This window comes from Candidatus Krumholzibacteriia bacterium, assembly GCA_035268685.1.
Taxonomy (GTDB): domain Bacteria; phylum Krumholzibacteriota; class Krumholzibacteriia; order JAJRXK01; family JAJRXK01; genus JAJRXK01.
Window position 1 is genome coordinate 20029 of record DATFKK010000050.1, and the last position, 23892, is coordinate 43920.

The window sequence follows — 23892 nt, forward strand, 5'->3', positions numbered from 1 at the left end:
GGATCACGCGGCGTCGTCGGCCGAGGGCCCGTACACGCCTGGCACCGGGACGTCGATCAGTCGCAGGTACACGGTGAGCTGTCCGCGGTGGTGGTAGAGGTGGTTGAGAACGAAAGTCCGCAGCACCGCGGCCCGTGGAAGGGTGAAGTGGGCCTGGTCACCGGTCCGCAGCGTCCAGGGGACCATCAGGGCTTCCGGGCTGCTCGTCGACAGGGCTTCGCGGAACGCTTTCGTGTTTTCTTCGAACAGCGAGAGGAAGTCGTCGGGCGTCTTCGGGCTCTGGGGCATCACGAAGGTCGCGGTGTCGAGCTCCTCGGTCTGGAGGGTCGTCGCTCCCCAGCCCACGGTGTTCGCCACGTGCAGACACAGGTCGCCCAGAGGGAAACTCTTGTCGTGAGGACGGTACGACAGTCGATCGGCGGGGACGGCCTGCAGGACACTGCGGGTCGAGGCGAATTCCTGGTCGAGCTCGGCGACGAGGGCGTCGGTCGGCGACATGGTGAATCCTTTTGCAAGAGCCGGCTGGTTTCCGGCGGGGCCGGACGGCCGGGGATGGCGTGCGCAGTGCCCCGGCGGAGTCGTCGACGATGACCGATCCCGGCCCGGGTCGCCAGTCCGGAAGCCGCACGGGGCCCGAAGGCCGCATCTGCGTCCGGGACTCGAACCCACGCTGGCCGAAACCCGCTGTCGGGTCTATGGTTTGCCGCGAGGGAGCCGTGTGGCCGCTCCATCGATTCCGTTGCGCCGCAGCCCCCGGCGGGTTTCCCGCGGGCGCAACCCCGGCCTGGAGGCACGAGGCCTCGTCCGGGTGCGGAATCGGACCGCGTGCCGCCTGCCGTGCGTCGGATCGCGCGCTCGCCGTCTGCTCGGTCACACCTCCTGCCGTGGATCGCCGAGCGCGCCGTGAGCGCTGCTGCCGATCCGTAGTCGAGACACTCGTAGACCTGGACCGGTCCCGCTCGTGATCGAGGACCACCGCGGGGTGGTCAGCGGAGAGGGAGCCGTCGCGGTCCGCGCGGAGCGCCTGGCGGAGCTGCTCGACCGGGAGATCCTTCCCCGTCTTGAGCGCCCGAGCCGGCTGCTGGGCCCCTTCGAAGGGGACTTCCGGTCCGCGGACGGCGCGCCCGATATCGCGTGGATCTGGCCGTCCCTCGCCGAGGGACCCGATTTGCCCGAGGCCTTGCGGCCGCTCTTCGAATCCGCACTTCTCCCGCCCGAAATCCGAATCGGACTCGCATGTGCTCCCGCGCCCGACGTCGAGCGCGCATTGGCGCATCACGAGATCCCGTGGTTCGCGCGCCCGAGCCTGCAACCGCTGGCCGACGTGCCCGTTTGGCTCGTCTGGCTCGACAGCCCCTTGCAGCTGCTCGGTCTGTTGAGCGTGTTCGTCGGTGCCGGGGTCGAACCCCGCGCGCTGCGGCGCGGGAGTGTGCCGCGAGTGATCCTCAGCGGGCCGGGGGCCGAGCGGGTTCCCGAGGTCGCGGCCGTCCTGGCCGACGCCGTCCTGGCCGTCGAGTTCCTGTTCCGCGAGGGAGCGCTCTCCGGGTGCCTCGAGGCCAGGCCGGAAGCGGACGCGCAGATCGTGACGGTGCGTTCGGCACCGGACGGTCCACCCCTCGACCGAACCGGTGACGAAGTACTCCTCACCTCGCGGGGCCCGCGTCGGGACGAATCGTCGTCGTGGCTCGTGGTCGACGGGGTCGCTTCGCTGGACCGGCCGCCGCGAAACCGGCTTCCAGGGCGCGCGGACTCCTTCACCGAGCGAATCTTCGTGGGCAGTGGCTCCGCGGCCCTGCGGGAGCGTCACGGTCTGATCGACGCCGAAGCCCTGGCCACCGCCGTTGCCGAGGCCTTCGCCGAAGACGGAGGCGCGGTGCAGCTGGACTTCGTGCTCGGCCTGCCCGGCGAGGCCGAGACCGACCGAGCCTCGATCGCCCGGCTGGTCCAGGACGTCGCGGCCATCGCACCCCGGGGTGCGCGCCAGGTCCGGGTGCGGGTGGGATGCTTCGTACCCGACGATGGTCCGGCCATCGCGCCCGCGGTCGCCGCGGCGACGCTCGATCGGCTCCGGGATCAGCTACCGACCAAGCGCATGAGCGTCGAGACGGCGCCTGCGGCCCTGGCTGCCATCGAGAGCCTGTTGCGTCGCGCCGGATCGGCGGCGGCGCCGGTTCTCGAGCGCGTCCACCGGCTGGGTGGTCGACGGGCCGACAGTGACGCCGCCGTGGACCCCGCGACCTGGCGCGACGCGCTCGCCGACGGGCCGCCACTCCTCGGTGCCGAGGTCTTCCACGACGCCGCGCCCGCCGAACCCACGGGGGTCTGTGCTCCCACCGGCTTCCGGCCCCCGGTCGTCGACGCGCCGGCCGCGGACCAGACCGGGCCGTCGTCCCGATCGCGCCGTCGTCGTTCGCGTCGGAGCGGCAAGAAGAGCCGCGCCGATCGCTGGACGCGCTGGCAGGCGTTGGTCCCGCGACAGTTCGATCACCGTGTCGAGTTCGCCAAGCGCGGCCGGCTGCGGTTCCTCGGTGCCGGCGAGGTCACCGAGCTCTTCCTGCGCGCCTGTGCGCGCGCGGAAGTTCCCCTGGCCACCTCCGGGGTGGCCCAACCCCGCCCGAAGCTCAGCTTCGGCCCTTCGTTGCCCACGGGGATCGAGGGGCTGGCCGAGGTCGTCGACCTGGGTCTGGTCCACCGTGTTCCCGATCTTCTGGAGCGCCTGCGCCCCCACCTGCCGGACGACCTGCAGTTGCACCGCATGCTCTTCGTTCCCACCCACGGGAACGGCGTGGCGCTCTCCCGCGTGGCGTTGACCGAATACGAGGCACGCCTCGCTCCGTCCGTGTGGAAGGACGAGCCGGCCCGCGCGAGCAGTCGCGCGCGGCTCGAGGCCTGGAGTCGTCGGATCCGTGCGGGTGAGTCCTGCACGGACGATCCCGACGACGCGATCAATCAGCTCCGTGACGTCCGGATCTCGGGCGACCCCGACGCCGAGCAACGCCTTGCGTTCACGCTCGACGTCCGGGGCTCCGGATCCCGCTGCCGCCCGCACGACGTGTTGCGTCGTGGTCTGGAGGAAGCCGCGGTCGACGTCCGATGCATTCCCCTGCAGCGCCTTCGCCTGCTGACGATCGAGAACGACGCGGGTCGTGAACGACTCGTCACGCCGATCGAGCAGGCCGTCGGAGTCGAACGGAGACTCCGCGCGAAGGCGAAGCTCTGCGCTTGAACGAGGTCGAGACAGCCGTCATGCACAAAGAGATCGTCATCAACTCCAGTCCCAACGAAGTCCGCGTCGCGCTCCTCGAGGACAGAGACGTCGTCGAGTTCATGATGGAGCGCGCCGACCACAAGCGAGCGGTCGGCAACGTGTACAAGGGTGTGGTCACCGCCGTCCGTCCCGGTCTGCAGGCCGCCTTCGTCGACATCGGCATGGAGAAGGGGGGCTTCCTCCACGTCTCCGACCTGGTCCACGACGACCCCGTCGACGACGACGACCGCGGCCGCGGCCGCGGTCGGGGACGGGGACGCCGCCGTGAGGGCCTCCGTCCCATCGAGACCATGCTCAAGGAGGGCGACGAGATCCTGGTACAGGTGACCAAGGAGGTCATCGGCACCAAGGGTCCGCGTCTGACCGCCGACATCAGCCTGCCGGGTCGCTTCATGGTGCTCATGCCCAAGGGCGACCACGTGGGCGTGAGCCGCAAGATCGAGGACCGCAAGGAACGCGGCCGACTCAAGGGCATCCTGTCGGACCTCAAGCCCGAGGACGAAGCGGGTGCGTTCATCATCCGCACGGCCGCGATCGATCAGGACGCCAAGATGATCGAGCGGGACATGCAGTACCTGCGCGACCTCTGGAAGGAGATCCAGCACCGCGCGCACGACTCCAAGGCTCCGGCCGTGGTCCACGAGGACGTCGGCCTGATCGTCAGCCTGATCCGGGACATCTTCAAGGACGACGTCGACTCGGTGGTGGTCGACAGCAAGGAAGACCACCAGCGGCTGATGCAGTACGTGAAGACCTTCTCGCCCGACCTGCGCGACCGCATCCATTTGTACCAGGGCGATCTTCCGGTCTTCGACAAGTTCGGCATCGAGGCCGAGCTGAAGAAGAGCCTCGACAAGAAGGTCTGGATGAAGCGCGGGGGCTTCCTCGTGATCGAACAGACCGAGGCCCTGGTCGCGATCGACGTCAACACCGGCCGGTTCATCGGCAAGAAGAACCAGGCCGAGACCATCTTCAAGACGAACATGCTCGCAGCCAAGGAGATCGCGCGTCAGCTCCGTCTGCGCGACGTCGGCGGGATCATCGTCCTCGACTTCATCGACATGGACAGCGAGGACGACAAGCGCAAGGTCCTGGCCGAGCTGCGCCAGCACCTCAAGCGCGACCGCAGCCGCACGAAGACCTTCGCGGTGAGCGAACTCGGTCTGATCGAGATGAGCCGCCAGCGCGTGCAGGAATCGCTCAAGGATCGTCTGAGCGACAACTGTCCCTACTGCAACGGCTCGGGGCAGGTGTTGTCGGTCGACACCCTGGCGAACAAGGTCGAGCGCCTGCTCACCAAGCTGGGCGCCACGCGCAACGAGAAGGCGGTGCAGGTCCGCGCCAACCCGACGCTGGCGCTGCAGCTCATGTCCGAGCGCGCGAACACCGTCCAGCAGATCGAGCGGTCGACCGGGATCCAGATCGACGTGGTCGACGACGCCCGCCTGCACCGCGAGGAGTTCCAGATCGTGTCGCTGCAGCGGCGCAAGGATCTCGTGGCCGAGATCGAGAAGTCCGATCAGCGGGGAGGCGGCGGCGAGCCGCGCCGTGACCGCGCGGAGCCGGAGCGCGAGCGTGGGGGGCGCCGCCGCCGCGGCCGCGATCGTGAAGAAGAACCGGCCGCGGCCGAGAGCCGCGAGGGGCGCGAGAGCCGTGAAGGGCGCGAGAGCCGCGAGGGGCGCGAGAGCCGCCGTGGCCGCCGCCGCCGCCCGGAATCCGGAGCGGGCGAGCCCGAGCGCCGCGGAGACGGACGCGAAGAGTCCCGTGAACGGCCGGCGAGCCGCGAGAACGGCGAGCGTCGCCGTCGCCGGCGCCGCCGACCCGACGCGGAGACCAAGGCCGAGACTCCGGCGAGGGCCACCCGTGACACGGAAGCCGCGGCCGGGGAGCAGGCCGAGGCCACTGCCACCCCCGCCGGGGGCGAGGGACAATCGCAGCAGGAGGGTGAGCGTCCGAAGCGTCGCCGCCGCCGCGGGCGCCGCGGAGGCCGGGGGCGTCGCCGTGGAGGCCGCGGTGAGGAGATTACGGCGAGCGGGAGTGCCCCCGAGTCGCCTGCGGAGGAAGGCGTCGAGAGGCGGGCCGCGAAGGGCGAAGACGCGGTTCCGGCCGAGCGCGGAGAGACCCGCCCCGCCGAGCGTGGAGAGACGCGTCCCGCGGAGCGTGGAGAGACGCGTCCCGCGGAGCGCGGAGAGACCCGGCCCGCGGAGCGCGGAGAGACCCGCCCCGCCGAGGCCGCGGAGGCAGGTGCAGACGTGAAGCCGTCCGAAGACGGGCCCCGCTCCGAACGCCGGACCACCCGACGGCGCCGACGGTCACGCAGCCGCCGGCCCGAGGCCGCGGCCGACGAGACGTCCAAGGAGACTTCCGAGAGCCCGCGCACGGAGCATCCGCCCCGCGAGGAACGCCCGCGGAGCGAGGAGCGCCCGCGGCGCGAAGAACGTCCGCGGCGCGAGGATCGTGCTCCGCGTGAGGAACGCCCATCCCGTGAACGGCGGTCGCGGCGAGGCCGGGATCGTTCGCGCGAGAGCTTCGACGAGACCGAATCCGCCCCGACGGATACCGAGGGTACGATCGACACGCGCGAGAGTTACTTGCGCCCCGTGCCCGAGACCGAGCCCTCCACGGAACCGGCCGGGAGCACCGCCGAGGACAGCGCTCCGGCCCCGCCGTCGGAGAGTCCGGAGCGTCGTGAAGAGGACGAGAGCTCTCGCGCCCCGGAGCGCGAGGAGCCGAAGCCCGCACCCGCGTCGGCCGAGGCGCCGCAGTCGCAGGAGCCGGAACCGGAGGCCGAACCCGAGAGCGAGCCCGAGGGCGAGTCCCGGGGCGAGAGCGAGTCCCAGGCCGAGGGTGAGTCCCAGGCCGAGGGTGAGGACGACCCGAGGTCCCGGCGACGCCGCCGCCGGCGTCGCACGCGAGCGGTCGGCACGCCGACCCGCATGATCGGGACCGGCAAGACGCTCGACCAGAAGAAGCGCTGATCGCTCAGTCGGGGGTCGCCTCGAACAATCCGCGCTGGGGCGGCCGGTCGTCGGACCGGTCGTCCAGCCTCGCGCGCAGCCGCACGGGGGCGACCTCTCCCAGCCGGTCGGAATGCTCCAGCGCCTCGAGGTATCCCTGGGCCCGGTCGTGGTCGGGGTTCCTGCGGACCAGCTCCTGGAAGTGCGGACCGTGATCGGGCACGAGCAGGTGCGCGATCTCGTGGTGCAGGACGGCGTCGATCAGCCACACGGGGTGACCCATCAGGTGCGCGCTGATCCGGATCCGACCCGTGCGGCCGTCGTACGTGCAGCTTCCCCACCGCTTGTGCTGCCGTCGGCTGAACCGCACCCGGAAGGGTGGGAGCTCGATTCTCGGGAACCACGCACGGCAGACCTCCAGCGAACGCTCGCACAGACCGTGGTCGTCGAACACCGACTCCCGCTGCAGCCGCTGCCACACCTGCGTGCGCAGCCGGTCGATCAGTGCGTCGAGCTCGGGGCCGCCTGCGCTCCGGGGCACGCGCGCCACGAACCGTCCGTTCTCGAGCGCCACCTCGACGGTGCGCCGGCGCCCACGGCGGATCTCGACGGTGTCCGGGAAGGGATCAGTGATGGCGTGATGCTTCACGGAGCGTCTTCAGCTCTTCCTGGGTGAGGCTGTCCATTCCATGTGCGGAGATCTTCTCGAGGATCCGGTCGATCTCCTCCTGATTCGCCTTGGCCGACTGCTGCGCGCGCTCCTGACGCTCGGTCTGCTTCCGCATGGTGCGCCGCGCACGCGATGCGCGCACCTTGCGGCCGAGGGACCCCAGTCTCCAGTCCTGCTTCAGGAAGAGGAAGCCGGTGGCCATGCCGCCCAGATGGGCGAAGTGCGCCGTGCCGCCCTGCGACCCGCTGAACGCACCGAGGAGGTCGATCGCCACGAGCACCCAGATCAGGTACTTCATCTTGATCGGGAACAGGAAGTAGATCAGCACCTGGCGGTCGGGATACATCAGCGTGTAGGCCACGAGCACGCCCAGCACCGCACCGCTGGCGCCGATGGTGGCCACCTGCGAACTCGGACCGGTGATCCAGCTCAGCAGCGCGCCGCCCACCCCGCACATCATGTAGTAGGTGAGGAAGTCCCGGCTGCCCCAACGCGCCTCGACCGACGAGCCGAACATCCACAGGATCAGCATGTTGAACAGGATGTGGAACAGTCCGCCGTGGAGGAACATGTACGTGACCAGCTGCCACACCCGGCCGCTGGCGAAGACGTCGGCGGGGACCAGTCCGAAGATCCGATTCAGTTCGGCGCTCTCGACGCCGGGCAGCCACTCGATCACGAACACGGCCACGTTGATGATCAGCAGCTGCTTGACGACCGGCGGGAGGGGGACGCCGGGTCCGAAGCGGACACCGCCGCCACCGAAGCCGCCACCACCGCCGAAGCCGCCGGGACGGCCGAAGCCTCCGGGACGGCCGAAGCCTCCGGGACGGCGGTAGGGTCCTCCTCCGGGTGGGACACGCATGGGTCGGACTCCAGGGGCGCGGTCGGATCGTCGGGGCCGTGTTGCTGACGTCGGACCGCGCGGCGAGTAGACTCTTCCGCTCCGGCGTGGACGCAGTTCCCTCGGCCGGTCCTCCATGATAATCGGCAAAGCGGGCCGCGCCCTCAACCTGGGAGTCGATTCTTGTCACCAACCACCCGCCGAGAGCGACGTTTCGTGTGTTTCGGGAGTTCGCGGGTCGGAGCCGAGTCCCCCGCCGCCCGGTCCGCGGAGACCGTGGGCCGGATCCTCGCCGAGCGCGGGATCACCGTCCTGTCCGGCGGTTACGACGGCGTCATGGACGCGGTCAGCCGCGGCGCGACCGAGGCGGGCGGTGCTGCCATCGGGGTCACCACCCCGATCTTCCCCCGGCGTGACCCCAGCCGTCATCTCACCGCCCAGTGGACCGAGCCCGACTACCTGGCGCGCCTGGCCACGCTCGTCCGTCAGGCCCATGGCTTCGTCGCGCTCCCCGGAGGGCTCGGCACCCTCTCGGAGTGGGTGACCGCCTGGGTCCTGCTGACGATCCGCCAGGCTCCCGGCCCCTTGTTCCTCTTCGAGGATCCGTGGCGGCCCGTGTTCGAAGCGATCCTCGCCGTCGACGAGGTCGATCCCGCGCACGCCGAACACGTGCACTGGCTGCGCGATGCGGCCGATCTGGCCCCGGCCCTCGACGCCGGAGTGCGCTGAACGGGGAGAGATCGACCGTGAGCCCTGGCTGTCGGGCGCGATCGCGCTAGACTCCGATCCTGCGTCGGAACCCCCTGTAGGGGTGTGCTATCCTCGTGGACATCGCCCGTCCGGATCCCGCGAGGATGTCCCCAGTCGTTTTCTGAACACAACCGGAGGAACGGTCCATGAGCCGCGAGAAGAAAGTCCTGGTGATCGGCACCGGGACCATCGGCGAACCCCTGATCGGTCTGCTCAGTGCCTACGGCAAGGAACTGGGGATCGACGAGGTCCTGTTCCACAAGCGCACGCCGCTGCTGACCGACCGCTCGAAGGTGCGCGATCTGATCCGCAAGGGCGCCAAGCTCGTGACCGACGCCGACCGCATGGATGCCTTCGAGGACCTCGAGGTCGGCACTCCGGTCATGGCCACCGAGGCCGCGCTCGAAGAAGCCAGCGTGGTGATCGACTGCACGCCCGCCGGCAACAAGATGAAGGAAGAGCTGTACAACGACTTCGCGGCCAACACCGATCTGTTCATCGCGCAGGGCAGTGAGTTCGGATTCGGCAAGATGTACGCCCGAGGGATCAACGACCGCGCCCTGATCCACGGCGAGGACAAGTTCGTCCAGGTGGTCAGTTGCAACACGCACAACATCTCGGTGTTGATCGAGACTCTGGCCCTGGGCGACGGCAAGGACAATCTCGATCACGGCCGCTTCGTCTGCATCCGCCGCTCGAACGATCTCAGTCAGGACACCGGATTCCTCCCGAGTCCCGAGGTCGGCAAGCACAAGGATCCCGAATTCGGGACGCACCACGCGCGCGATGCCTACCACCTGTTCAAGACGCTGGGCCTGGAGCTCGACCTGTTCTCGAGTGCGTTGAAGCTCAACACGCAGTACATGCACATCATCCAGTTCCACCTTCGGCTGAAGAAGAAGACCACCATGGACGCTCTGCTCGAGCGGATCCACGAGAACGACCGGGTCGCCGTCACGTACAAGAAGACGGCGAACAGCGTGTTCAGCTTCGGGCGCGACCACGGTTACTTCGGGCGGATCCTGAACCAGACGGTGATTCCTCCCGACACCCTCGCCCTGACCGAGGACGGCACCGAGGTCGTCGGCTACTGCTTCACGCCGCAGGACGGCAATTCCATCCTCAGCTCGATCGCGGCCAGCGTCTGGGCGCTCTATCCCGACGACTACGAGCAGCGGATCCAGGCGCTGCAGGAGTGGTTCTTCGACGAGGTCTGAGGCGGTCACGACCGCGCGCAGCCACCGACGACAGGGACGCGCTCACGGTTCGCCGTGGGCGCTTTCTCCGTCCTGCTCCGCTCGACTCAGTCCACGTCGAGCACGTGGGTGGGTGGTGGGGCTTCGCGCTCCTCGACGATCAGCTGCAACTCGACTGCACCCACGCGCACGTGGTCGCCGTGCTCGAGTTCGCGCACGCCGATTGCGTCGCACCCGACCTTCGTGCCGTTCGCCGAGTCGAGGTCCTCCACGTGGAAGTGCCCGGCGCGGAAGCCGATGACGGCGTGGGTCCGCGACACGGTGGCGTCGGCCAGGACCAGGTCGGCCTCCGTTCCGCGCCCGATCACGATGCGCGGACGATCCAGGGGGATCTCGGTGCCCCGATGGGGACCGCTGAGGATGACCAGGGCCGCGTGGTACCGCGCCAGGAAGACCGACAGATCGTCGGACGTGGCGGACTGCGCTGCCTCGACGGGAGTGGATCGCGTCGATCGGGACCGGTTCATGACGAGTCCTTCCTCAACGAGGAGAGCCCGTCGATCGAACTGCAGGAACGATGCCGTCGTTCAGAGCGTGCGCAGGACCGCGCGCACGGGCGACGCGTCGAGCCCCTGCCATCGTAGCGGCAGGGCGATCAACTCGTAGGGTCCGGGCTCGACGTGGGCGAGCTGCAGGTTCTCGAGGATCGCCGTTCGCGCCGGCAGGAGCGTGTGGTGCGACGGGAGCTCGCGACTGTCGACGGGGTCGATCGAAGGCGTGTCCAGACCGATCAGCCGGATCTCGTGGTCCACGAGCCAACGGGCGGCCGAAGGATCGAGCGCCACGAACTCGTCGGGGAAGCCGGTACGGGCGTCGTCGCGTGTGCGTACGAGCAGCCGCGGATAGGTGTCGACGTCGATGCTTCGAAGGTGTTCCGGCTGCAGCAGCCCTTCGCGGGGGCCGTCGACGACCCAGCACGGTCCGACGTAGCGGTCGAGCTCGACGTCTCCGATCCCCGTGGCTCCGTCCTCGAAGTGCAGGGGGGCGTCGGCGTGGGTGCCGTTGTGTGGACTCGTCACCACGCGCGACACGTTGCACGAGTCCCCGGCGGCGAGGCTCCAGGTGAATTCCCACGAGAAGGGGGTATCGCCCGGAAAGGTGCCGATCGACGGGTCCACGGGCTGGCTGATGTCGATGAGACGTCCGCGATCCACGCTCAGCTCCTCGGAACCAGCCGTTGCAGCATGCGCTGCGCCTGCACCACGTGCGGGTGCCCCTCGTCGGCGTAGCGCATCACTTCGAGGTGCGTGCGCAGGTGCGCCAGGGCTTCGTCGCGCCGGCCGAGGTCCGCCGCGATCCGCGCGGCCAGTAGGTTCATGCGCGGCAGCGTCGGGATCTCGCTCAGCGCGGCGTCCACGGTCGCGGCGGCTTCCTCGGGTCGTTCGTCCGCGAGTTGGCACCGCGCCAGCTCGTAGCGGAAGAAGGTCAGCTCGTGGGGGCCGATCGACTCGGCCTCCTCGATCGCGGTGGACAGTGCATCGATCCCTCGCGCGGGCTCGCCCTCGGCGCGTCCGAGACGGGCGCGGACCAGGGCTTCGTGCAGGCGTTCGGATTCCGCGTAGCGGGGAGAGTCGCCGATCGCGTCGTGGAGTTCCGTCGAGGTCGCGGCCAGGGGCTCGATCGATTCGCGTGCCTCGTCCAGCCGACCCAGCTCCAGGAACGCCATCGTTCGCATGAACTTCGCGAACAGCAGGAACTCGTCCGCTCGACCCTTGGCGGAATCGGCACGTGCGATGCGCGCCTTCGCTCGGGTCAGGACCGCTTCCCATCGATCCGCGCGCAGGTCGATCATCATGCGCTGCTGCGCCATCCAGTCGCTCCAACCGCGCTCTTCGAACACCGGTTCGAGCTCGTCGAGCACCCGGTGCGCACGTTCCACCTGTCCGGTCACACTCAGGACGTCGGCCAGGTGCACGCCCGCCCACACGAAGCCCGGATCGATGTCGAGGGCCCGCAGGAACTCCCGGGTCGCCTCCTCGAACTGCCCGGTGTAGAAGAAGGCCTCGCCCAGGCTGTCGTGCGGGTTGGCCTGGTCGGGGGCGTAGAAGGCGTAGCGCTGGAAACTCTGGACGGCCTTCTCGTACTCGCCCATGCCGAGGTAGATGTAGCCCTTCTTGTTGTGGATGTCGACGGCCTCGGGATCGAGCTCCAGGGCGCGTTCGAAGGCGGTCAGGGCCTTCCGGTACTCGCCCCGCTGCCGGGCCTGCTCGCCGAGCAGCCGGAGCACCCACGGGTGTTCGGGGTGGGTCTCGGCCAGCTCCGCGGTGATCTCACGAACCCGCTCCGGCCGATCGGTGTAGCGGGCGTGCGTGCGTTCGATCCACATACGCTCGATCTCCGACACCCCCGCGCTCAGGTCGACCGCGCGCTCGAGGTGCCGCTGGGCGTCGTCGCGTCGCCCGAGTTGCCACAGCACTCCGGAGAGCTGCAGGTGCGCCATGGCGAAGGTCGAGTCGGCCTCGACGGCGGCTTCGAAGGCCGCGGCCGCGGGCTCGAGGGCGTAGCGTTCGACGTATCCCTCGCCCTCCTGGTAGGACTCGTAGGCGACTTCGGAGGTGGTCGTGACCTCACGGGGAGCGTCGCCGAGCCACGTGCTCGCGCCCCAGACGCCGGCGGCGATCAGGGCGATCGTTCCGGCCACGATGATCAGGCCTCGTGTCATGCGAATCCTCCTGCGGAGTTCGTGGTCGCTCCGCTCCGGTCGTCTACGAGTCTCTTCACGTTCTGGTTGCCTCGGCGTGTATTCGCTCGTCGGCGGGTTCCCGACCGATTCCGTCACCCAGACGACGGACCACGATCAGGGTCATGTCGTCGGCGGCCGCGCCGTCGGCGTAGTCGTCGACGGCGCTCCGGATGCAGTCGACGATGGTTCCCGAGTCCTGCCCGTGGCACTGCTCGACCACCCGTTGCAGGCCCTCTTCGCCGAAGAATTCCCCGGTCGCATCGGCCGCCTCGGTGATGCCATCGGTGAACAGCACCAGGGTGTCGCCGGGCTCGAGGTCGACGGTGGCCTCGTCGTAGACCATGTCTGGAAAGGCTCCGAGCGGGGTGGCGCCGACGTCGAGCCAATGGATCCGACCGTCGGCGCGACGCAACAGGGGTGGATTGTGCCCAGCGTTGCTGTAGGTCAGACGCCCGCCCTCGGGGTCGAGCGTGGCCATGAAGGCGGTGGCGAATCGCTCGGGGTCGGTGCTCTCGTACAGCGAGGTGTTCACCGCCCCGAAGATCGAACCCGGCCCCGAGGCGTGGCGCACCAGCGCGCGGATCGAGGCCTGCAGGTTGCTGGCGAGCAGCGAGGCCGGCAGCCCCTTGCCCGAGACGTCGGCGATCACGAGCCCGCACTGATCGCCGGCGGTCAGGAAGTCGAAGTAGTCGCCGCTGACCTGGGCCGACGCGTGGTTCAGGGCCGACAGATCGAAGCCGGTGAGTTCGGGCACGGTGGCCGGCAGCAGACGCTGCTGGATCGACCGCGCGACCTCGAGCTCCTCTTCGAGGCGCTGGCGCTCGATCGCCTCTCGGTACAGGCGCGTGTTCTCGACCTGCACGCCCATCTGTCCGGCCACGATCTGCAGCACCTCGAGTTCGGCGCCGTCGTAGGCGACCTCGCTGCGCTTCGGTCCCAGGGCGAGCCCTCCGACCAGGCGTTCTCCGGCAAAGGCCGGCACCAGGATCTCGAGACCGGTCTCGCGGAGGTGCTCGACCTCGCGCTCGAGGTCCTCGCGTTGGCGCTGCCGCTCGGGGTCGGCCCCGCGCTGGAGGCGGGCGAGCTCGCCGGCCACCACTTCGGGTGTCACCGTCGCGCCTCGTCGTCGCACGAGTCGCGTCATGCGGGGCAGGGCCACGGTCTCGTCGGACTCGTCGTGGATCAGCGCCCCGTCGGGGCACTCCAGGAACTCGAAACGAGTGGGGTGGAGCAGACCGCCCACGCGCGCACGCACCAGCGTGACCAGGGTCGAGGTCTCGAGCGTGTGCGGGATCGCCTTGGCCAGGTCCTGCAGCGCCTGCTGCAGGTCGTGCTTCTCACGAAAGAACCGCCGTTCGAGGAAACCCTGGATCCGCTCGCGGGCGGGGGCGAAGGCGGCCGCGATCAGCAGCGTGGCGATGATCGCGACCAGCTGACTGTTCTGGCCGCTCAGGTCGAGCACGACGTTGCCGACGAGCACCACCAGCACGAAGTAGGCGCCGACCACCAGCCCGGTGAGCACCGCGTAGATCAGCGACCGGCGGATGAACACCTCGATGTCCATCAGCCGGTAGCGTGCGATCGTGTACCCGAAACTCACCGGGACCAGCACCATGGGGATCGCGCCGAGCAGGGCCAGGTCCTCGCGACCCAGGAGCTTGCCCAGGGCGATGTTGAACACCAGGAAGGGAAGTGTTCCCAGAACGGTTCCGAGGGTCAGGAACTTCACCCGCTGGCGCAGCGCCGAGTCCTGGCTCGACAGGTAGATCGACACCAGGCTCGCCAGGCCTGCCGTGAAGTAGAAGCCCAGGGTCATCTGTTCGACCGGCCCGATCGAGGCCATCTGTCGCTCGAAGAACTGATCGTAGGTGAACGACAGGTAGTACAGCACCGGGACCAGGTAGAGCGCGGGAGCGACCCATCGATTGCGGTCGAGGACGGTGCGTCGTTTCGGGAAGACCAAGAAGAAGTGCAGGAACAGCGGTGGCACCATGAGGCTCGCGAAGGTGCCCGCGTTCTGCACGAAGGTGTCGGACCAGTAGTAGATGCTACTGCGGTCGCTGGCCGAGAAGAAGTACACCAGGAACAACGTACACAGCAGGTAGAACAGCCGGGCCTGCACGAGCACGGGGTTGCGCCAGAAGACGTAGGCGCCGGCGAGCAGGTAGATCAGCCCCAGCCCGCAGTACACCAGATAGGTGGTCACGTCGGTGATGCGCGTGCTGCCGAGTTCGATGTCGGCCGTGAGGACCTCGCCCCCCCGGCGCACCAGATAGGGCACCACCTCGCCCACGTCCCGGCTCTGCAGCAGGCCCGAGGCGTGCCGCGGATCGCGGATCGCCTGCCGGTCGATGCCTTCGATCACGTCGCCCGCTCGGAGCCCGGCGCGGTGGGCAGGGCCGTCGTCCACCACGTCCATCACGCGGATCTGCTCGCCACCGAGTCGCCAGAGCGCTCCGTCGGTCGGTCTCGATCGCGTGGCGTCGTAGGCGCTGAACGAGGCCACGAGCAGCGTGAAGACACCCCACGCGACGAGCAGGTTGCGGGTCGTGGTCGGTTTCGTCATGGTCCCGGTGCGCACTGCGGTCGGACTCCGCCCCTCTGCGGCGCGACGGCCGCGCGGGTGGGCCGGTCCTCCGCCAGGGTCCGACCCATTATCGCGATGGGTCCGGGGGATGGAAAGGGAACTGTTCCACGTCGGGTGATCCCTACGTATCCGGGGCCGGTCCTGTTGCCCGGCTGCCGATGGGGCGCTAGCCTGGACATTCCGTGCCACCCTCCGGAGGAACGTCCCGGTGTCGGATTCCGACTGGCGCTCCCGCCTCGTCTCACTGCTCGAACCGGTCGGCGCCCGTGTCGTCGAGGCCTACGGCCGTACCGGACCGCTCCGCTACAAGGTCGGGCGCGAGGCCGTGACCCACGTCGACGCCGAGATCGAGTCCTTCCTCGCCGCCCGGATTCACTCCGAATTCCCCGATCACGCCATCGTGGGCGAGGAACACGGCCGCAGTGGTCCGGAGGGGGCCGCGTTCGAGTGGCACGTCGACCCCGTGGATGGGACGCTCAACTACGCCCTGGGGTTACCGGTGTTCAGCGTGGCCGTGGCCGTGGTGCACGACGGGGTCATCGAGGCGGGGGCAGTGGTCGACCCGTTGCGCGGGGATCTGTACGTGGCGGCGCGCGGCGAGGGGGCCTGGAGGGGCGACGAGCGCCTCGTCGTCAGCGACCGGAGCACCCTTCGCGAGGCCATCGCCAGCTTCCAGTCGTCGCGGCAGGGCCGCTTCGTGCGCGACGCGGAGATCCTCCAGCGGGTGTTCTCGTCGATCTCGAAGGTCCGGCGTCTGGGGAGCGTCGCCCTGGAGCTGGCCTTCGTCGCCGACGGCCGTCTCGACCTGCTGCTGGCCAGCAAGCACCGGCCGCAGAACCTGTACGACGTGGCCGCCGGGATGCTGCTGGTGGAGGAAGCCGGGGGGGCCGTCACCGACGGACGGGGCGCTCCCTTCCGCGAAGGGGCCAACGAACTCGTGGTGAGCAACGGCCACGTACACGCGGCCGCCCTCGAGCTGGTCCGCCCGTCGGAGGGAGGCGGGTCGTGAGCCGGGCCCGCATCGCACTCCTGGCCGTGGCGCTCGCCGCGGTGCTCGTGCGGGTGTGGGTGGTCCTCGATGCCGGGGACGCCCCTTTCTGGACGGTTCCGATCGTCGACGAGATCGCCTACATGCAGATGAGCGAGCGCGTGGTCCTGGGCCAGGATCCGCCGCACGGTGCCTACTACATGACCCCGGGCTACGCCTGGTTCCTGGCGGCGTTGGTCGCGATGGGAGCCCAGCTGCCGGCCGTGAAGTCGGTCCAGCTCGCGCTCGGTGTCCTGAACGCGGTGCTGGTCTTTGCTCTGGCCCGTCGCTTCTTCGACACGCGTGTCGGAGTGGTCGCGGGACTGCTGTGGGCAGTGGCGCCCACGGTGTTGCTGCACGAGATCCTGATCCTGAAGCCGACGCTGACGGTGTTCCTGGCGCTGCTCGCCCTCTGGCTGGTGGCGCGCGAGGGCGCCGGGCGGCTCGCCTGGGGGGTCGCCGGTCTGCTGCTCGGGGCGGCGGCCACGGTTCGAGGCGAGATGCTGGTGGTGGGTCTGGCTCTCGTCGTCGGGGCTCTGTTGGCGGCCCGTCGTGGGATCCGCCTCGCACCGGCCGGAGGCGCCGCTCCGCTCGTCGGTCTGGTCGCGATCCTCGCGGTGGTCGCCGTGCCCACCGCGCAGAACCATGCGCGCGGCGGCGGGCTGGTGGTGATCGCCTACAGCGGCGGTCCGAACTTCTACATCGGCAACCACGAAAGGGCCGACGGCAGCTACCTCCCGCTTCGGCCCGGACGCAGCGACGCGATGGTCGAGGAGGACGACGCCGTGCGGCTCGCGCGTGAGCAGTCCCCGCTCGCGCTCGACGCGGCCGGGGTGTCGCGCTTCTGGTGGCGTCAGGGGCTCGACTGGTGGGCACGCGAGCCCGCCGATGCCTTCGTGCTCACGGTGAAGAAGGCCGTGCTCCTGTGGGGCGCGTGGGAGGGCAACGACGTCCACTCGCTACCGATCGCCGGACGCTGGATCACTGCCCTGCACAATCCGCTGGTGCGTCCGTGGTTGATCTTCCCGCTGGCGCTGGCGGGCCTGGTGTTCCTGCGACCGTGGCGGCGAGGCTGGCCGCTGGTGGTGTTCCTGCTGGCCAGTTGGATCTCGTTGATCCCGTTCTTCGTGTTCGAGCGCTTCCGGATCCCCATGATGGCGGCAGCCACCGTCCTGGCGGCAGCGGTGGTGGTGCGGGCGTTCGATGCGTGGCGCGAGGGTCGCCGGCAGACGGTGATCGCAGGGGTCCTCGCCACGGGGGCGGCGGCCGGATTGCTGGCGCTGCCGTCGGTTCCGCGCGACGAATCGGCCCTGCACGTCAACGTGGGCTCGATGCTCTTGCAGCAGAGCCGATGGGAGGAGGCCCTGCGCGAGTTCGACGCGGTACGGCGCGATGCTCCGGGCGCGAAGCGGGTCGAGATCAACCGGGCCACGGCCCTCGACCGGCTCGGACGCCACCAGGAGGCTCTGCGCGCGCTGGCGACGGCCATGGAGGCCCTCTACGCCGAAGCGCGCGGGACGGGCCGGCCACCGGTCGAGGAGCTGACGTACTGCCACGAGCTGGCCGGCGACATCGAACGTCGACGCGGGCGGCTGGACGAGGCCGCCCGGCAGTACGAGGCCGCGCTGGGGCTGGCGCCCGGCCATCCGCGGGTGCGGCAGAAGCTCGGTGCACTGCGTCGCGGGCCGTGAGCTTGCCCCGGGCCCGTTCGCCCGGGTAGCCTTCGATCGTCGCCTTCCCCTTCCGGAGCGTTCCATGCGCATCTCGGTGCCGTGCCTCGTCCTCGTCGCAGTGTTCGCGGCATGCCCGGCCACGGCCGCGGACACGTGGACGGGTGGGGGGCCCGATCTGGCCTGGGTGACCACGTACCTGCGCCCCACCGGTCCCGGGGGTCCGCTCTACGCCGGCACCTACGGCGGAGGGATCTGGCGTAGCGACGACGACGGCGCCACGTGGCGCGAGGCGACCGAGACGGTCGGCGACGCGGTGGTGTGGGACCTGGCCGCCAGCGGAGACATCCGCAGCAGTCTGTACGCCGCCACCGAGGACCGCGGCGTGCTGCGCAACGAGGACGGCGGATCGCGCTGGTCGGCGGTCAATGCGGGTCTGGCCGATTCCGGACTCCCCCTGGTCTTCGACGTCGAGACGTTTCCGTTCGACCCTCGGCGCATCGTCGCGGGCACCAGCCTGGGGACCTTCGTGAGCCGCACGCGGGGCAGCGTGTGGGAGGACTCGTTGCGCGTGGGCCCGGTGGCTCCGGTGCGCGCCGTCGAGGTGTTGCCGGAGCGGCCACGGACCGTGGTCTACCTGGTCTTCGATGCCCTGGGTCTGCAGAGCGGCGACACCAGCACCAACCGCGAGATCACGGCCGGTCTGCCGGCCCGGCGCTTCCTCTTCGACCTCGCACCGTGGCCGGCGAGCGACGACAGCCTGGTGGTGGCCGACTTCGAGGGCTCGGTCTGGCAGCTGCGCGACCGCGAGCGCTTCGTGCCGATCACACCCACGGTCGACGGTCCCCGCCCGCGGTACTACCGCAGCGTGGTGGTACCCGGGGAGCCGCGCCCCACGATCCTCGTGGGCGCCGACCGTGGTTTGTTCCGATCGAGCGACGGGGGCACCACCTGGCAACGCTCCACGGGCGGCCGCGGCCGCGACGCCCCGGAGATCTGGGAGATCCATCCCGACGACCAGGGCCTGTTGCTCGGCAGCTTCGTCGACGGAGTTCTGCGCGAAGGTGACGACGGTCTCTGGTCGCCGTCGAACACCGGACTGCGCGCGGCCTGGGTGCGCTCGGTCGCCGCGGCCTCCGGTCGGATCCTGGCGGGCACGGCCCACGGCCGCGTCTTCCGCAGCGACGACGGGGCGGCGAGCTGGACGGAGGTGACCGGTGATCTGGTGGAGCTGCAGATCGGAGCCCTGCACGTCGTGTCTGGACGATGGCTCCTGGGCGCGGCCGGCGGCGTGTACACCTCCGACGACGAGGGGGAGACCTGGATCGCGGCGAAGCTCCCCCGGCCGGGGATGCGGGTCGGCGACTTCGCCAGCCTCGACGACGGGCGACTGCTCGCGACCAGCGACTCGGGCCCGATCGCGAGCGACGACGACGGACGGTCGTGGAGTCGGGTCGAAGGCCTTCCGGACGACCGCCCGACCTTCGCGTTGACGGTCGAGGGGGACCGCGCCGCGGTGGGCTACGATCCGCAGGGAGGCGAAGCCGCTGCCTTGTACGTGGGCGACGGGCGCTCGGCCTGGGGGTCGATTCCCCTTCCCGATGCGGGATCGATCCGCGTACGGGGATTGGCCTTCCGCGGTCCGCATGCCCTCTCGCTGCTCGTGGCCGTGCGCCCGGGGCCCGACGGCAACCTGCTCGTGGTCGAGGGACTCGATGCTGCATCGCGTCCGACGGTCACGCCACTGCGCGCCGGACCGGCCGGAGAGGTGGTCGAACCGACCGACCTGCTGCGCATCGCGGGTTCCCCGAGGTTGGTGCTCGCGACGAGTGCCCACGGAGTGTTCGTGTCCGACGACGGCGGATCCACCTGGGGGGAGTTCTCGGACGGACTCGACACTCCGCGTGTCGAGGATCTGGCCTTCGATCCGGGACCGGTGCCCCGGCTCGCCGCGGGGACTCTCGCGCGGGGGGCCTACGCGCGCGATGTCGACACCGCGCTCGCCCTCGACGACGCACCGGCCGACGGCCCACAGGTCGTTCCCGCGGCCACCCGGTTGCTGCCCGCGGCGCCGAACCCCTTCAATCCGCGGACGTCGATCCGCTGGGAGCAGGCGCATCGAGCCGACGTCAGGGTCGACCTCTTCGACCTCCGTGGACGCCGGGTACGATCCCTGCTGCAGACGCGCACCGAGGCCGGCCGGCACGGGGTGACCTGGGACGGCACCGACGACCAGGGCCGCGTCGTGGCTTCGGGTAGCTATCTCGTGCGCCTGCGGGTCGGTGCGCGCGCGCTGACCGGCCGGGTCACCCTCGTCCGCTGATCGGAGCCGTCGTGCGTGCGTGGCCGCGAGTTCTCCTGCCGGCCGTGATCGCGATGCTGGTCACCGGTTGTGCCGACGGGCCTCCGCCCGAGGTGGACGAGCCGGTCGTGTTCATCGGCGTCGACAGTGCGGACTGGACCTGGATCGATCCCCTGATCGAAGCCGGTCGCATGCCGAACCTGCAGGGATTGATCGAGCAGGGGACCCGCGGTCCTCTGCGCAGCCTCGAGCCCCTGGACAAGTCGCCCACGATCTGGACCACCATCGCCACCGGCAAGCGCCCCGTCGAGCACGGCGTGGTCGGCTTCATCGACCGCGGCGGCGCACCGAGCGCGTCGGACATGCGCACGGCGGTCACGTACTGGGAGATCCTGGGGCACCTGGGCCGTCGGCAGGCCGTGCTGGGGTGGTGGGTCACGCATCCGGCGCCGCCGCTGAACGGCGTGCTGGTGTCGGACTTCCTCCCGTACTTCGACCTGCGGACCAAGCAGGGCGAGGACGCGGCCTACCCGCCGCAGGAATGGGAAGCGCTGGCGCCCCACGTGGTCCATCCCGAAGACGTGGACGACGCCATGCTGGCCCGCTTCGTCGACGAGGCGGTCTGGCGCGCACACGGAGACGACGCCGACGCGCTCCTGGCCGATCTGCGCGCGATCGTGGCCGGCGATCTCACCTACCTGGCCATGGCCGAGGCCCTGCTCGCACGCGGTGGCTTCGACGTCTTCACCGTCTACTTCCGCGGGCTCGATCTCGTGAGCCACGACTACTGGCGGTGGTTCGAGCCGCGGTACTCGGGCCTGGAGCCGGAGGACTGGAGGGTGCGCATGCTCGGGTCGGTGATCGACGAGTACCACGTGTTCGTCGACGAACTGATCGGCCGCGTGCTCGACGGCGTCGACCCCCGCAGTCGCGTGCTGGTGGTGAGCGACCACGGCTTCGTCGGTCATCGTCGTGTCCGCGGGCGACGCACACTGGGGGTGCAGATGCACCGTCTCGAGGGACTCGTGGTGATGAAGGGTCCGGGCCTGCGCCGCGGGCACGTTCTCGAGGGAGGCGGCGTGAAGGACGTCATGCCCACCGTCCTGGCCCTGTGCGGGGTACCACCGGCGCGCGATCTCGACGGTGTCGTCCTGCACGATGCCTTCACGGCCGACCTGCGGCGGTGGTCGGGAGTCCTCGTCGAGCAGTCGATCGCGTCGTACGAAGGCATCGTTCCGCGCACGGGACGTGAGGCCGAACCCGATCCCGAAGCCGAAGCCGCCACTCTGGAGAAGCTGCGGGCGCTGGGCTACGTGGACTGATCGTCGAGCCAGCGGTCGAAGGCGACGCGTCGGGCCGCGGCCCGGTCCGGGTCGTCGGGCGTGCCCGGCGGCGCGCCAGTCGCCGCAGCGTCGGCCGCCGCGACCACGTGCCCGAATTCCTTGCGCAGGGCACGCCAGGCACCGGCCAGGGCACGCTCGTCGCCGTGGCTCCAGTCGTGCTCGATCTCCACGGCCATGTCCTCGGCCCGATCGGCCCCGGCCTCGAAGGCCAGGTCGAACCAGTGGCGGAGCAGCCGGCGCGCGGCGGGATGTCGCGGATCGTGGAAGAATCCCCGGACCTGCGAGCGCAGGCTGTAGCCGAGCAGGCGGGCGGAGCGCACGTAGGGGTCGGTGGCCAGCTCCGAAGCCAGGTCCCGGCTGCGGGCCCGTGCCCAGTCACGGATCGGGTCGGCTGTGTCCATGCGGCAGCATCGCGCTCGAGGTCTTGCCCCGCGACTCCACCGGGTCGACATTGGTGCGGATCGCGGTCGGCGCGATGGAAGCACGGACTCCGCCGCCCTGACCAGCCCGAATCCCGTTTCCGTGGATCCGATCGCCGAGGTGGTCATGCCGAGTCCACGACTCGTGTCGTGTGTGCTCTTCGCCGTGCTCGCAGTCGGCGGAGCCACGCCGGCAACGCCGCAGGACCGTGGACCGGGCGACCCCTACGACGTGCTCGACGACACCGGCGCGCCAGACCCCCGGCAGCCGTGGGAGGGCTGGTACGGCCCCCTGGCCGACGGTCTGATCGGTCTGCGCTTCGGCATGGACCGCTTCGTGGTCCTGCGCACGATGGCCGACCGCGAGGACCTCGAGAGCAGCGCCGCCCGCGACGGGCAGCTCCGCTTCGAGGGTCGGTTCCTGGGCCAGGCGGCCGAGGTCCTGCTGGACTTCACCGAGCCGACCCCCGGCGACCACACCGGCCGGCTGCACCGGATCCAGGTGCAGTGGAGGCTGTTCGGTCTTCCGAGCCGGCCCCTGCGCCTGTACGAACAGCTCGACGGGCTGCTCGCGGCCCGCTACGGCGATCCGGTCTCGGAACACGACGACGGATTTGCGGCACTCGACAGCGGCGACGGTCTGGTGCGGCGCGTGTACGTGGGGCCGGAGGCCCGGGCCCAGGTCCAGATCGAGGCCTATCGGTCGCAGCGATACTGGGTGATCCTGGCGCTCGAGAGCCCACAGCTCACGCCGTCGACGCCCTAGCTCCACGCCGTCGACGCCCTGGCTCCCGGAAAGCGGAGATCCCGGCCCAGGCAAGGGAGGACCGGGATCTTGGCGAGATCCGCCCCCGTCGGTGGGAGCCGGCGAAGCTCCCGGGCGAGACCCGACGGGACCTGAGTCGATCGTCGAGCCGGATCCGGGCGGCTGGCGAGCCGCCGTGGTTCCCGACTGCGAGATGAAGAGACGATAAGTGTTCCGAATTCGTGAAGTCAAGCGGCTTGTAAAGAGAGTTTACAGACGTCGAACGGCCCCCGGTGTCACCCGGGGGCCGTTCGTACACCGCTCACCGGCGGACTCGGGCCCTAGACGTAGGGGCCGGTGTAGCTGATCAGGGTCTTCACGTAGTTCGCTCGCTCGAAGGCACCCGGTTGGGGGGACTTCTCGCGGCTCATGCTGCCCTTCATCTGCTCGACGCTCTCGTACTCGTTCTCCTCGAGCCAGCTGCGCACGCCGTGCAGCACGTTGGCAACGTGCGTCGGCCCGCGGCGTAGCAGGGCCGAGGTCATCATGACCGTGTCGGCCCCGGCCAGCAGGAGCTTGATCACGTCGGGTGCTCCCTGCACACCGCTGGTCGCTGCCAGAGACACACCCAGCTCGTCGCGCAGAAGGGCGATCCAGCGCAGCGGCAGACGGCTCTCGAACGACGTGCTCAGCTCGACGTTCGGGTGCACCTGCAGGGCCTCGAGGTCGATGTCGGGCTGCAGGAAGCGGTTGAACAGCACCAGGCCGTTCGCACCGGCGTCCTGCAGACGCAGCATCATGTTCCCGATCGAGCTGAAGTAGGGCCCGACCTTCACCGACAGCGGGATCGAGACCTCCTTCTTCACCGCCTGCACCAGGTCGATGTACTGCTGTTCGACCTCGGCGCCGCTGACCTTCGGGTCGGCGGCGATCAGGTAGATGTTCAGCTCGAGCGCGTCGGCCCCGGCTTCCTCCATGAGCTTCGCGTAGCGCAGCCATCCGCCGGTGGTCGTGCCGTTCAGGCTGGCGATCACCGGCACCTTCAGCGCCTTCTTCGCGTCGCGCAGCAGGTCGAGGTACAACTCGGTGCCCGTGTTGTAGCCCTCGAGTGGCGGGAAGTAGTCCAGCGCCTCGGCGAAGGACTCCGCCCCGTACTCGTCCATGCGGACGCGTTCGGTCTCCTCGTGGATGATCTGCTCCTCGAAGAGCGACGGGAGCACGATGGCGCCCACGCCGGCCTCTTCGAGGCGCTGCAGGTTCTCGAGCTTGCCGGTCATCGGCGAGGCCGAGGCCACCACCGGGTTCGCCAGGCTCAGCCCGAGGTACTTGGTCTTCAGATCGACGGCCATTCGTCTTCCTCCGATGGTCTCG

At 69.9% G+C, this 23892-nt stretch carries 18 protein-coding genes; 9 read left to right on the forward strand and 9 right to left on the reverse strand.

The genetic code is table 11. From position 1 onward, the window contains the following. Nucleotides 1-3: 3 nt before the first annotated feature. Nucleotides 4-498, reverse strand: a complete 495-nt coding sequence (locus VKA86_05545) for a DinB family protein (GenBank protein ID HKK70662.1) — start codon at nucleotides 496-498, stop codon at nucleotides 4-6. A gap of 463 nt (nucleotides 499-961) precedes the next feature. Between VKA86_05545 and VKA86_05550 the strand changes: the two genes are divergently transcribed. Beyond that, nucleotides 962-3226: a TIGR03936 family radical SAM-associated protein gene (locus tag VKA86_05550; GenBank protein HKK70663.1), complete on the forward strand. Its 2265-nt coding sequence runs from the start codon at nucleotides 962-964 to the stop codon at nucleotides 3224-3226. 20 nt (nucleotides 3227-3246) lie between these two features. Next, nucleotides 3247-6246 (forward strand): Rne/Rng family ribonuclease, encoded by a 3000-nt coding sequence (locus VKA86_05555; GenBank protein ID HKK70664.1) that lies wholly within the window; start codon nucleotides 3247-3249, stop codon nucleotides 6244-6246. Between the two features lie 4 nt (nucleotides 6247-6250). Here VKA86_05555 and VKA86_05560 read toward each other — a convergent pair whose 3' ends face one another. Both VKA86_05560 and VKA86_05565 read right to left on the reverse strand, forming a co-directional pair. After that, complete coding sequence (locus VKA86_05560) at nucleotides 6251-6874, reverse strand: M48 family metallopeptidase (GenBank protein ID HKK70665.1); 624 nt, start codon at nucleotides 6872-6874, stop codon at nucleotides 6251-6253. Continuing rightward, on the reverse strand, nucleotides 6852-7760 hold the full coding sequence (locus VKA86_05565; GenBank protein ID HKK70666.1) for a rhomboid family intramembrane serine protease: 909 nt from the start codon (nucleotides 7758-7760) through the stop codon (nucleotides 6852-6854). Before VKA86_05565 ends, VKA86_05560 begins: the two co-directional genes overlap by 23 nt. A 195-nt stretch (nucleotides 7761-7955) precedes the next feature. On the opposite strand from VKA86_05565, the gene VKA86_05570 reads away from it, so the two are divergent. Together VKA86_05570 and VKA86_05575 are read left to right on the forward strand one after the other, a co-directional pair. After that, entirely contained in the window at nucleotides 7956-8468 is a 513-nt protein-coding gene (locus VKA86_05570; protein HKK70667.1) for an LOG family protein, read from the forward strand. Between the two features lie 167 nt (nucleotides 8469-8635). Next, on the forward strand, nucleotides 8636-9706 hold the full coding sequence (locus tag VKA86_05575; GenBank protein ID HKK70668.1) for a hypothetical protein: 1071 nt from the start codon (nucleotides 8636-8638) through the stop codon (nucleotides 9704-9706). A gap of 86 nt (nucleotides 9707-9792) precedes the next feature. Here VKA86_05575 and VKA86_05580 read toward each other — a convergent pair whose 3' ends face one another. From VKA86_05580 to VKA86_05595, 4 genes are read right to left on the reverse strand one after another with little or no spacing between them, the layout of a single operon-like run. Then, a complete protein-coding gene (locus tag VKA86_05580; GenBank protein HKK70669.1) occupies nucleotides 9793-10212 on the reverse strand; it encodes an FHA domain-containing protein in 420 nt (139 codons plus the stop codon). Between the two features lie 60 nt (nucleotides 10213-10272). After that, complete coding sequence (gene kynB, locus VKA86_05585) at nucleotides 10273-10899, reverse strand: arylformamidase (protein HKK70670.1); 627 nt, start codon at nucleotides 10897-10899, stop codon at nucleotides 10273-10275. 2 nt (nucleotides 10900-10901) lie between these two features. Continuing rightward, the gene (locus VKA86_05590) at nucleotides 10902-12407 is read right to left on the reverse strand and encodes a tetratricopeptide repeat protein (protein ID HKK70671.1); all 1506 of its coding nucleotides are present in this window, start codon (nucleotides 12405-12407) and stop codon (nucleotides 10902-10904) included. A gap of 55 nt (nucleotides 12408-12462) precedes the next feature. Continuing rightward, on the reverse strand, nucleotides 12463-15009 hold the full coding sequence (locus VKA86_05595; protein HKK70672.1) for a SpoIIE family protein phosphatase: 2547 nt from the start codon (nucleotides 15007-15009) through the stop codon (nucleotides 12463-12465). Nucleotides 15010-15223: 214 nt separating this feature from the next. Here VKA86_05595 and VKA86_05600 point away from each other — a divergent pair, with 214 nt between their 5' ends. From VKA86_05600 to VKA86_05615, 4 genes are all read left to right on the forward strand, one after another. Then, a complete protein-coding gene (locus VKA86_05600; protein ID HKK70673.1) occupies nucleotides 15224-16024 on the forward strand; it encodes an inositol monophosphatase family protein in 801 nt (266 codons plus the stop codon). Next, entirely contained in the window at nucleotides 16021-17733 is a 1713-nt protein-coding gene (locus VKA86_05605; GenBank protein HKK70674.1) for a glycosyltransferase family 39 protein, read from the forward strand. Before VKA86_05600 ends, VKA86_05605 begins: the two co-directional genes overlap by 4 nt. Before the next feature lie 64 nt (nucleotides 17734-17797). After that, entirely contained in the window at nucleotides 17798-20035 is a 2238-nt protein-coding gene (locus VKA86_05610; GenBank protein ID HKK70675.1) for a FlgD immunoglobulin-like domain containing protein, read from the forward strand. 11 nt (nucleotides 20036-20046) lie between these two features. Further along, nucleotides 20047-21336 carry an alkaline phosphatase family protein gene (locus VKA86_05615; protein HKK70676.1) on the forward strand — a complete coding sequence of 430 codons (1290 nt, stop codon included), beginning with the start codon at nucleotides 20047-20049 and terminating at the stop codon, nucleotides 21334-21336. On the opposite strand, the gene VKA86_05620 is transcribed toward VKA86_05615, so the two are convergent. Next, nucleotides 21324-21758 (reverse strand): hypothetical protein, encoded by a 435-nt coding sequence (locus tag VKA86_05620; protein HKK70677.1) that lies wholly within the window; start codon nucleotides 21756-21758, stop codon nucleotides 21324-21326. The two genes, VKA86_05615 and VKA86_05620, sit on opposite strands and share 13 nt — an antisense overlap. Nucleotides 21759-21903: 145 nt before the next feature. On the opposite strand from VKA86_05620, the gene VKA86_05625 reads away from it, so the two are divergent. After that, nucleotides 21904-22542 carry a hypothetical protein gene (locus VKA86_05625; GenBank protein HKK70678.1) on the forward strand — a complete coding sequence of 213 codons (639 nt, stop codon included), beginning with the start codon at nucleotides 21904-21906 and terminating at the stop codon, nucleotides 22540-22542. 320 nt (nucleotides 22543-22862) lie between these two features. Here the strand turns inward: VKA86_05625 and VKA86_05630 are convergent, their stop codons facing one another. Further along, nucleotides 22863-23870, reverse strand: coding sequence for a dihydroorotate dehydrogenase-like protein (locus VKA86_05630; protein HKK70679.1), 1008 nt, complete (start codon nucleotides 23868-23870; stop codon nucleotides 22863-22865). Nucleotides 23871-23892: the final 22 nt, after the last annotated feature.

Coding starts and splice junctions, on each gene's coding strand:
- VKA86_05625 (HKK70678.1), top strand. CDS start 21,904: ATGCCGAGTCCACGACTCGTGTCGTGTGTGCTCTTCGCCGTGCTCGCA.
- VKA86_05565 (HKK70666.1), bottom strand. CDS start 7,760: ATGCGTGTCCCACCCGGAGGAGGACCCTACCGCCGTCCCGGAGGCTTC.
- VKA86_05580 (HKK70669.1), bottom strand. CDS start 10,212: ATGAACCGGTCCCGATCGACGCGATCCACTCCCGTCGAGGCAGCGCAG.
- VKA86_05630 (HKK70679.1), bottom strand. CDS start 23,870: ATGGCCGTCGATCTGAAGACCAAGTACCTCGGGCTGAGCCTGGCGAAC.
- VKA86_05610 (HKK70675.1), top strand. CDS start 17,798: ATGCGCATCTCGGTGCCGTGCCTCGTCCTCGTCGCAGTGTTCGCGGCA.
- VKA86_05590 (HKK70671.1), bottom strand. CDS start 12,407: ATGACACGAGGCCTGATCATCGTGGCCGGAACGATCGCCCTGATCGCC.
- VKA86_05555 (HKK70664.1), top strand. CDS start 3,247: ATGCACAAAGAGATCGTCATCAACTCCAGTCCCAACGAAGTCCGCGTC.
- VKA86_05575 (HKK70668.1), top strand. CDS start 8,636: ATGAGCCGCGAGAAGAAAGTCCTGGTGATCGGCACCGGGACCATCGGC.
- VKA86_05620 (HKK70677.1), bottom strand. CDS start 21,758: ATGGACACAGCCGACCCGATCCGTGACTGGGCACGGGCCCGCAGCCGG.
- VKA86_05545 (HKK70662.1), bottom strand. CDS start 498: ATGTCGCCGACCGACGCCCTCGTCGCCGAGCTCGACCAGGAATTCGCC.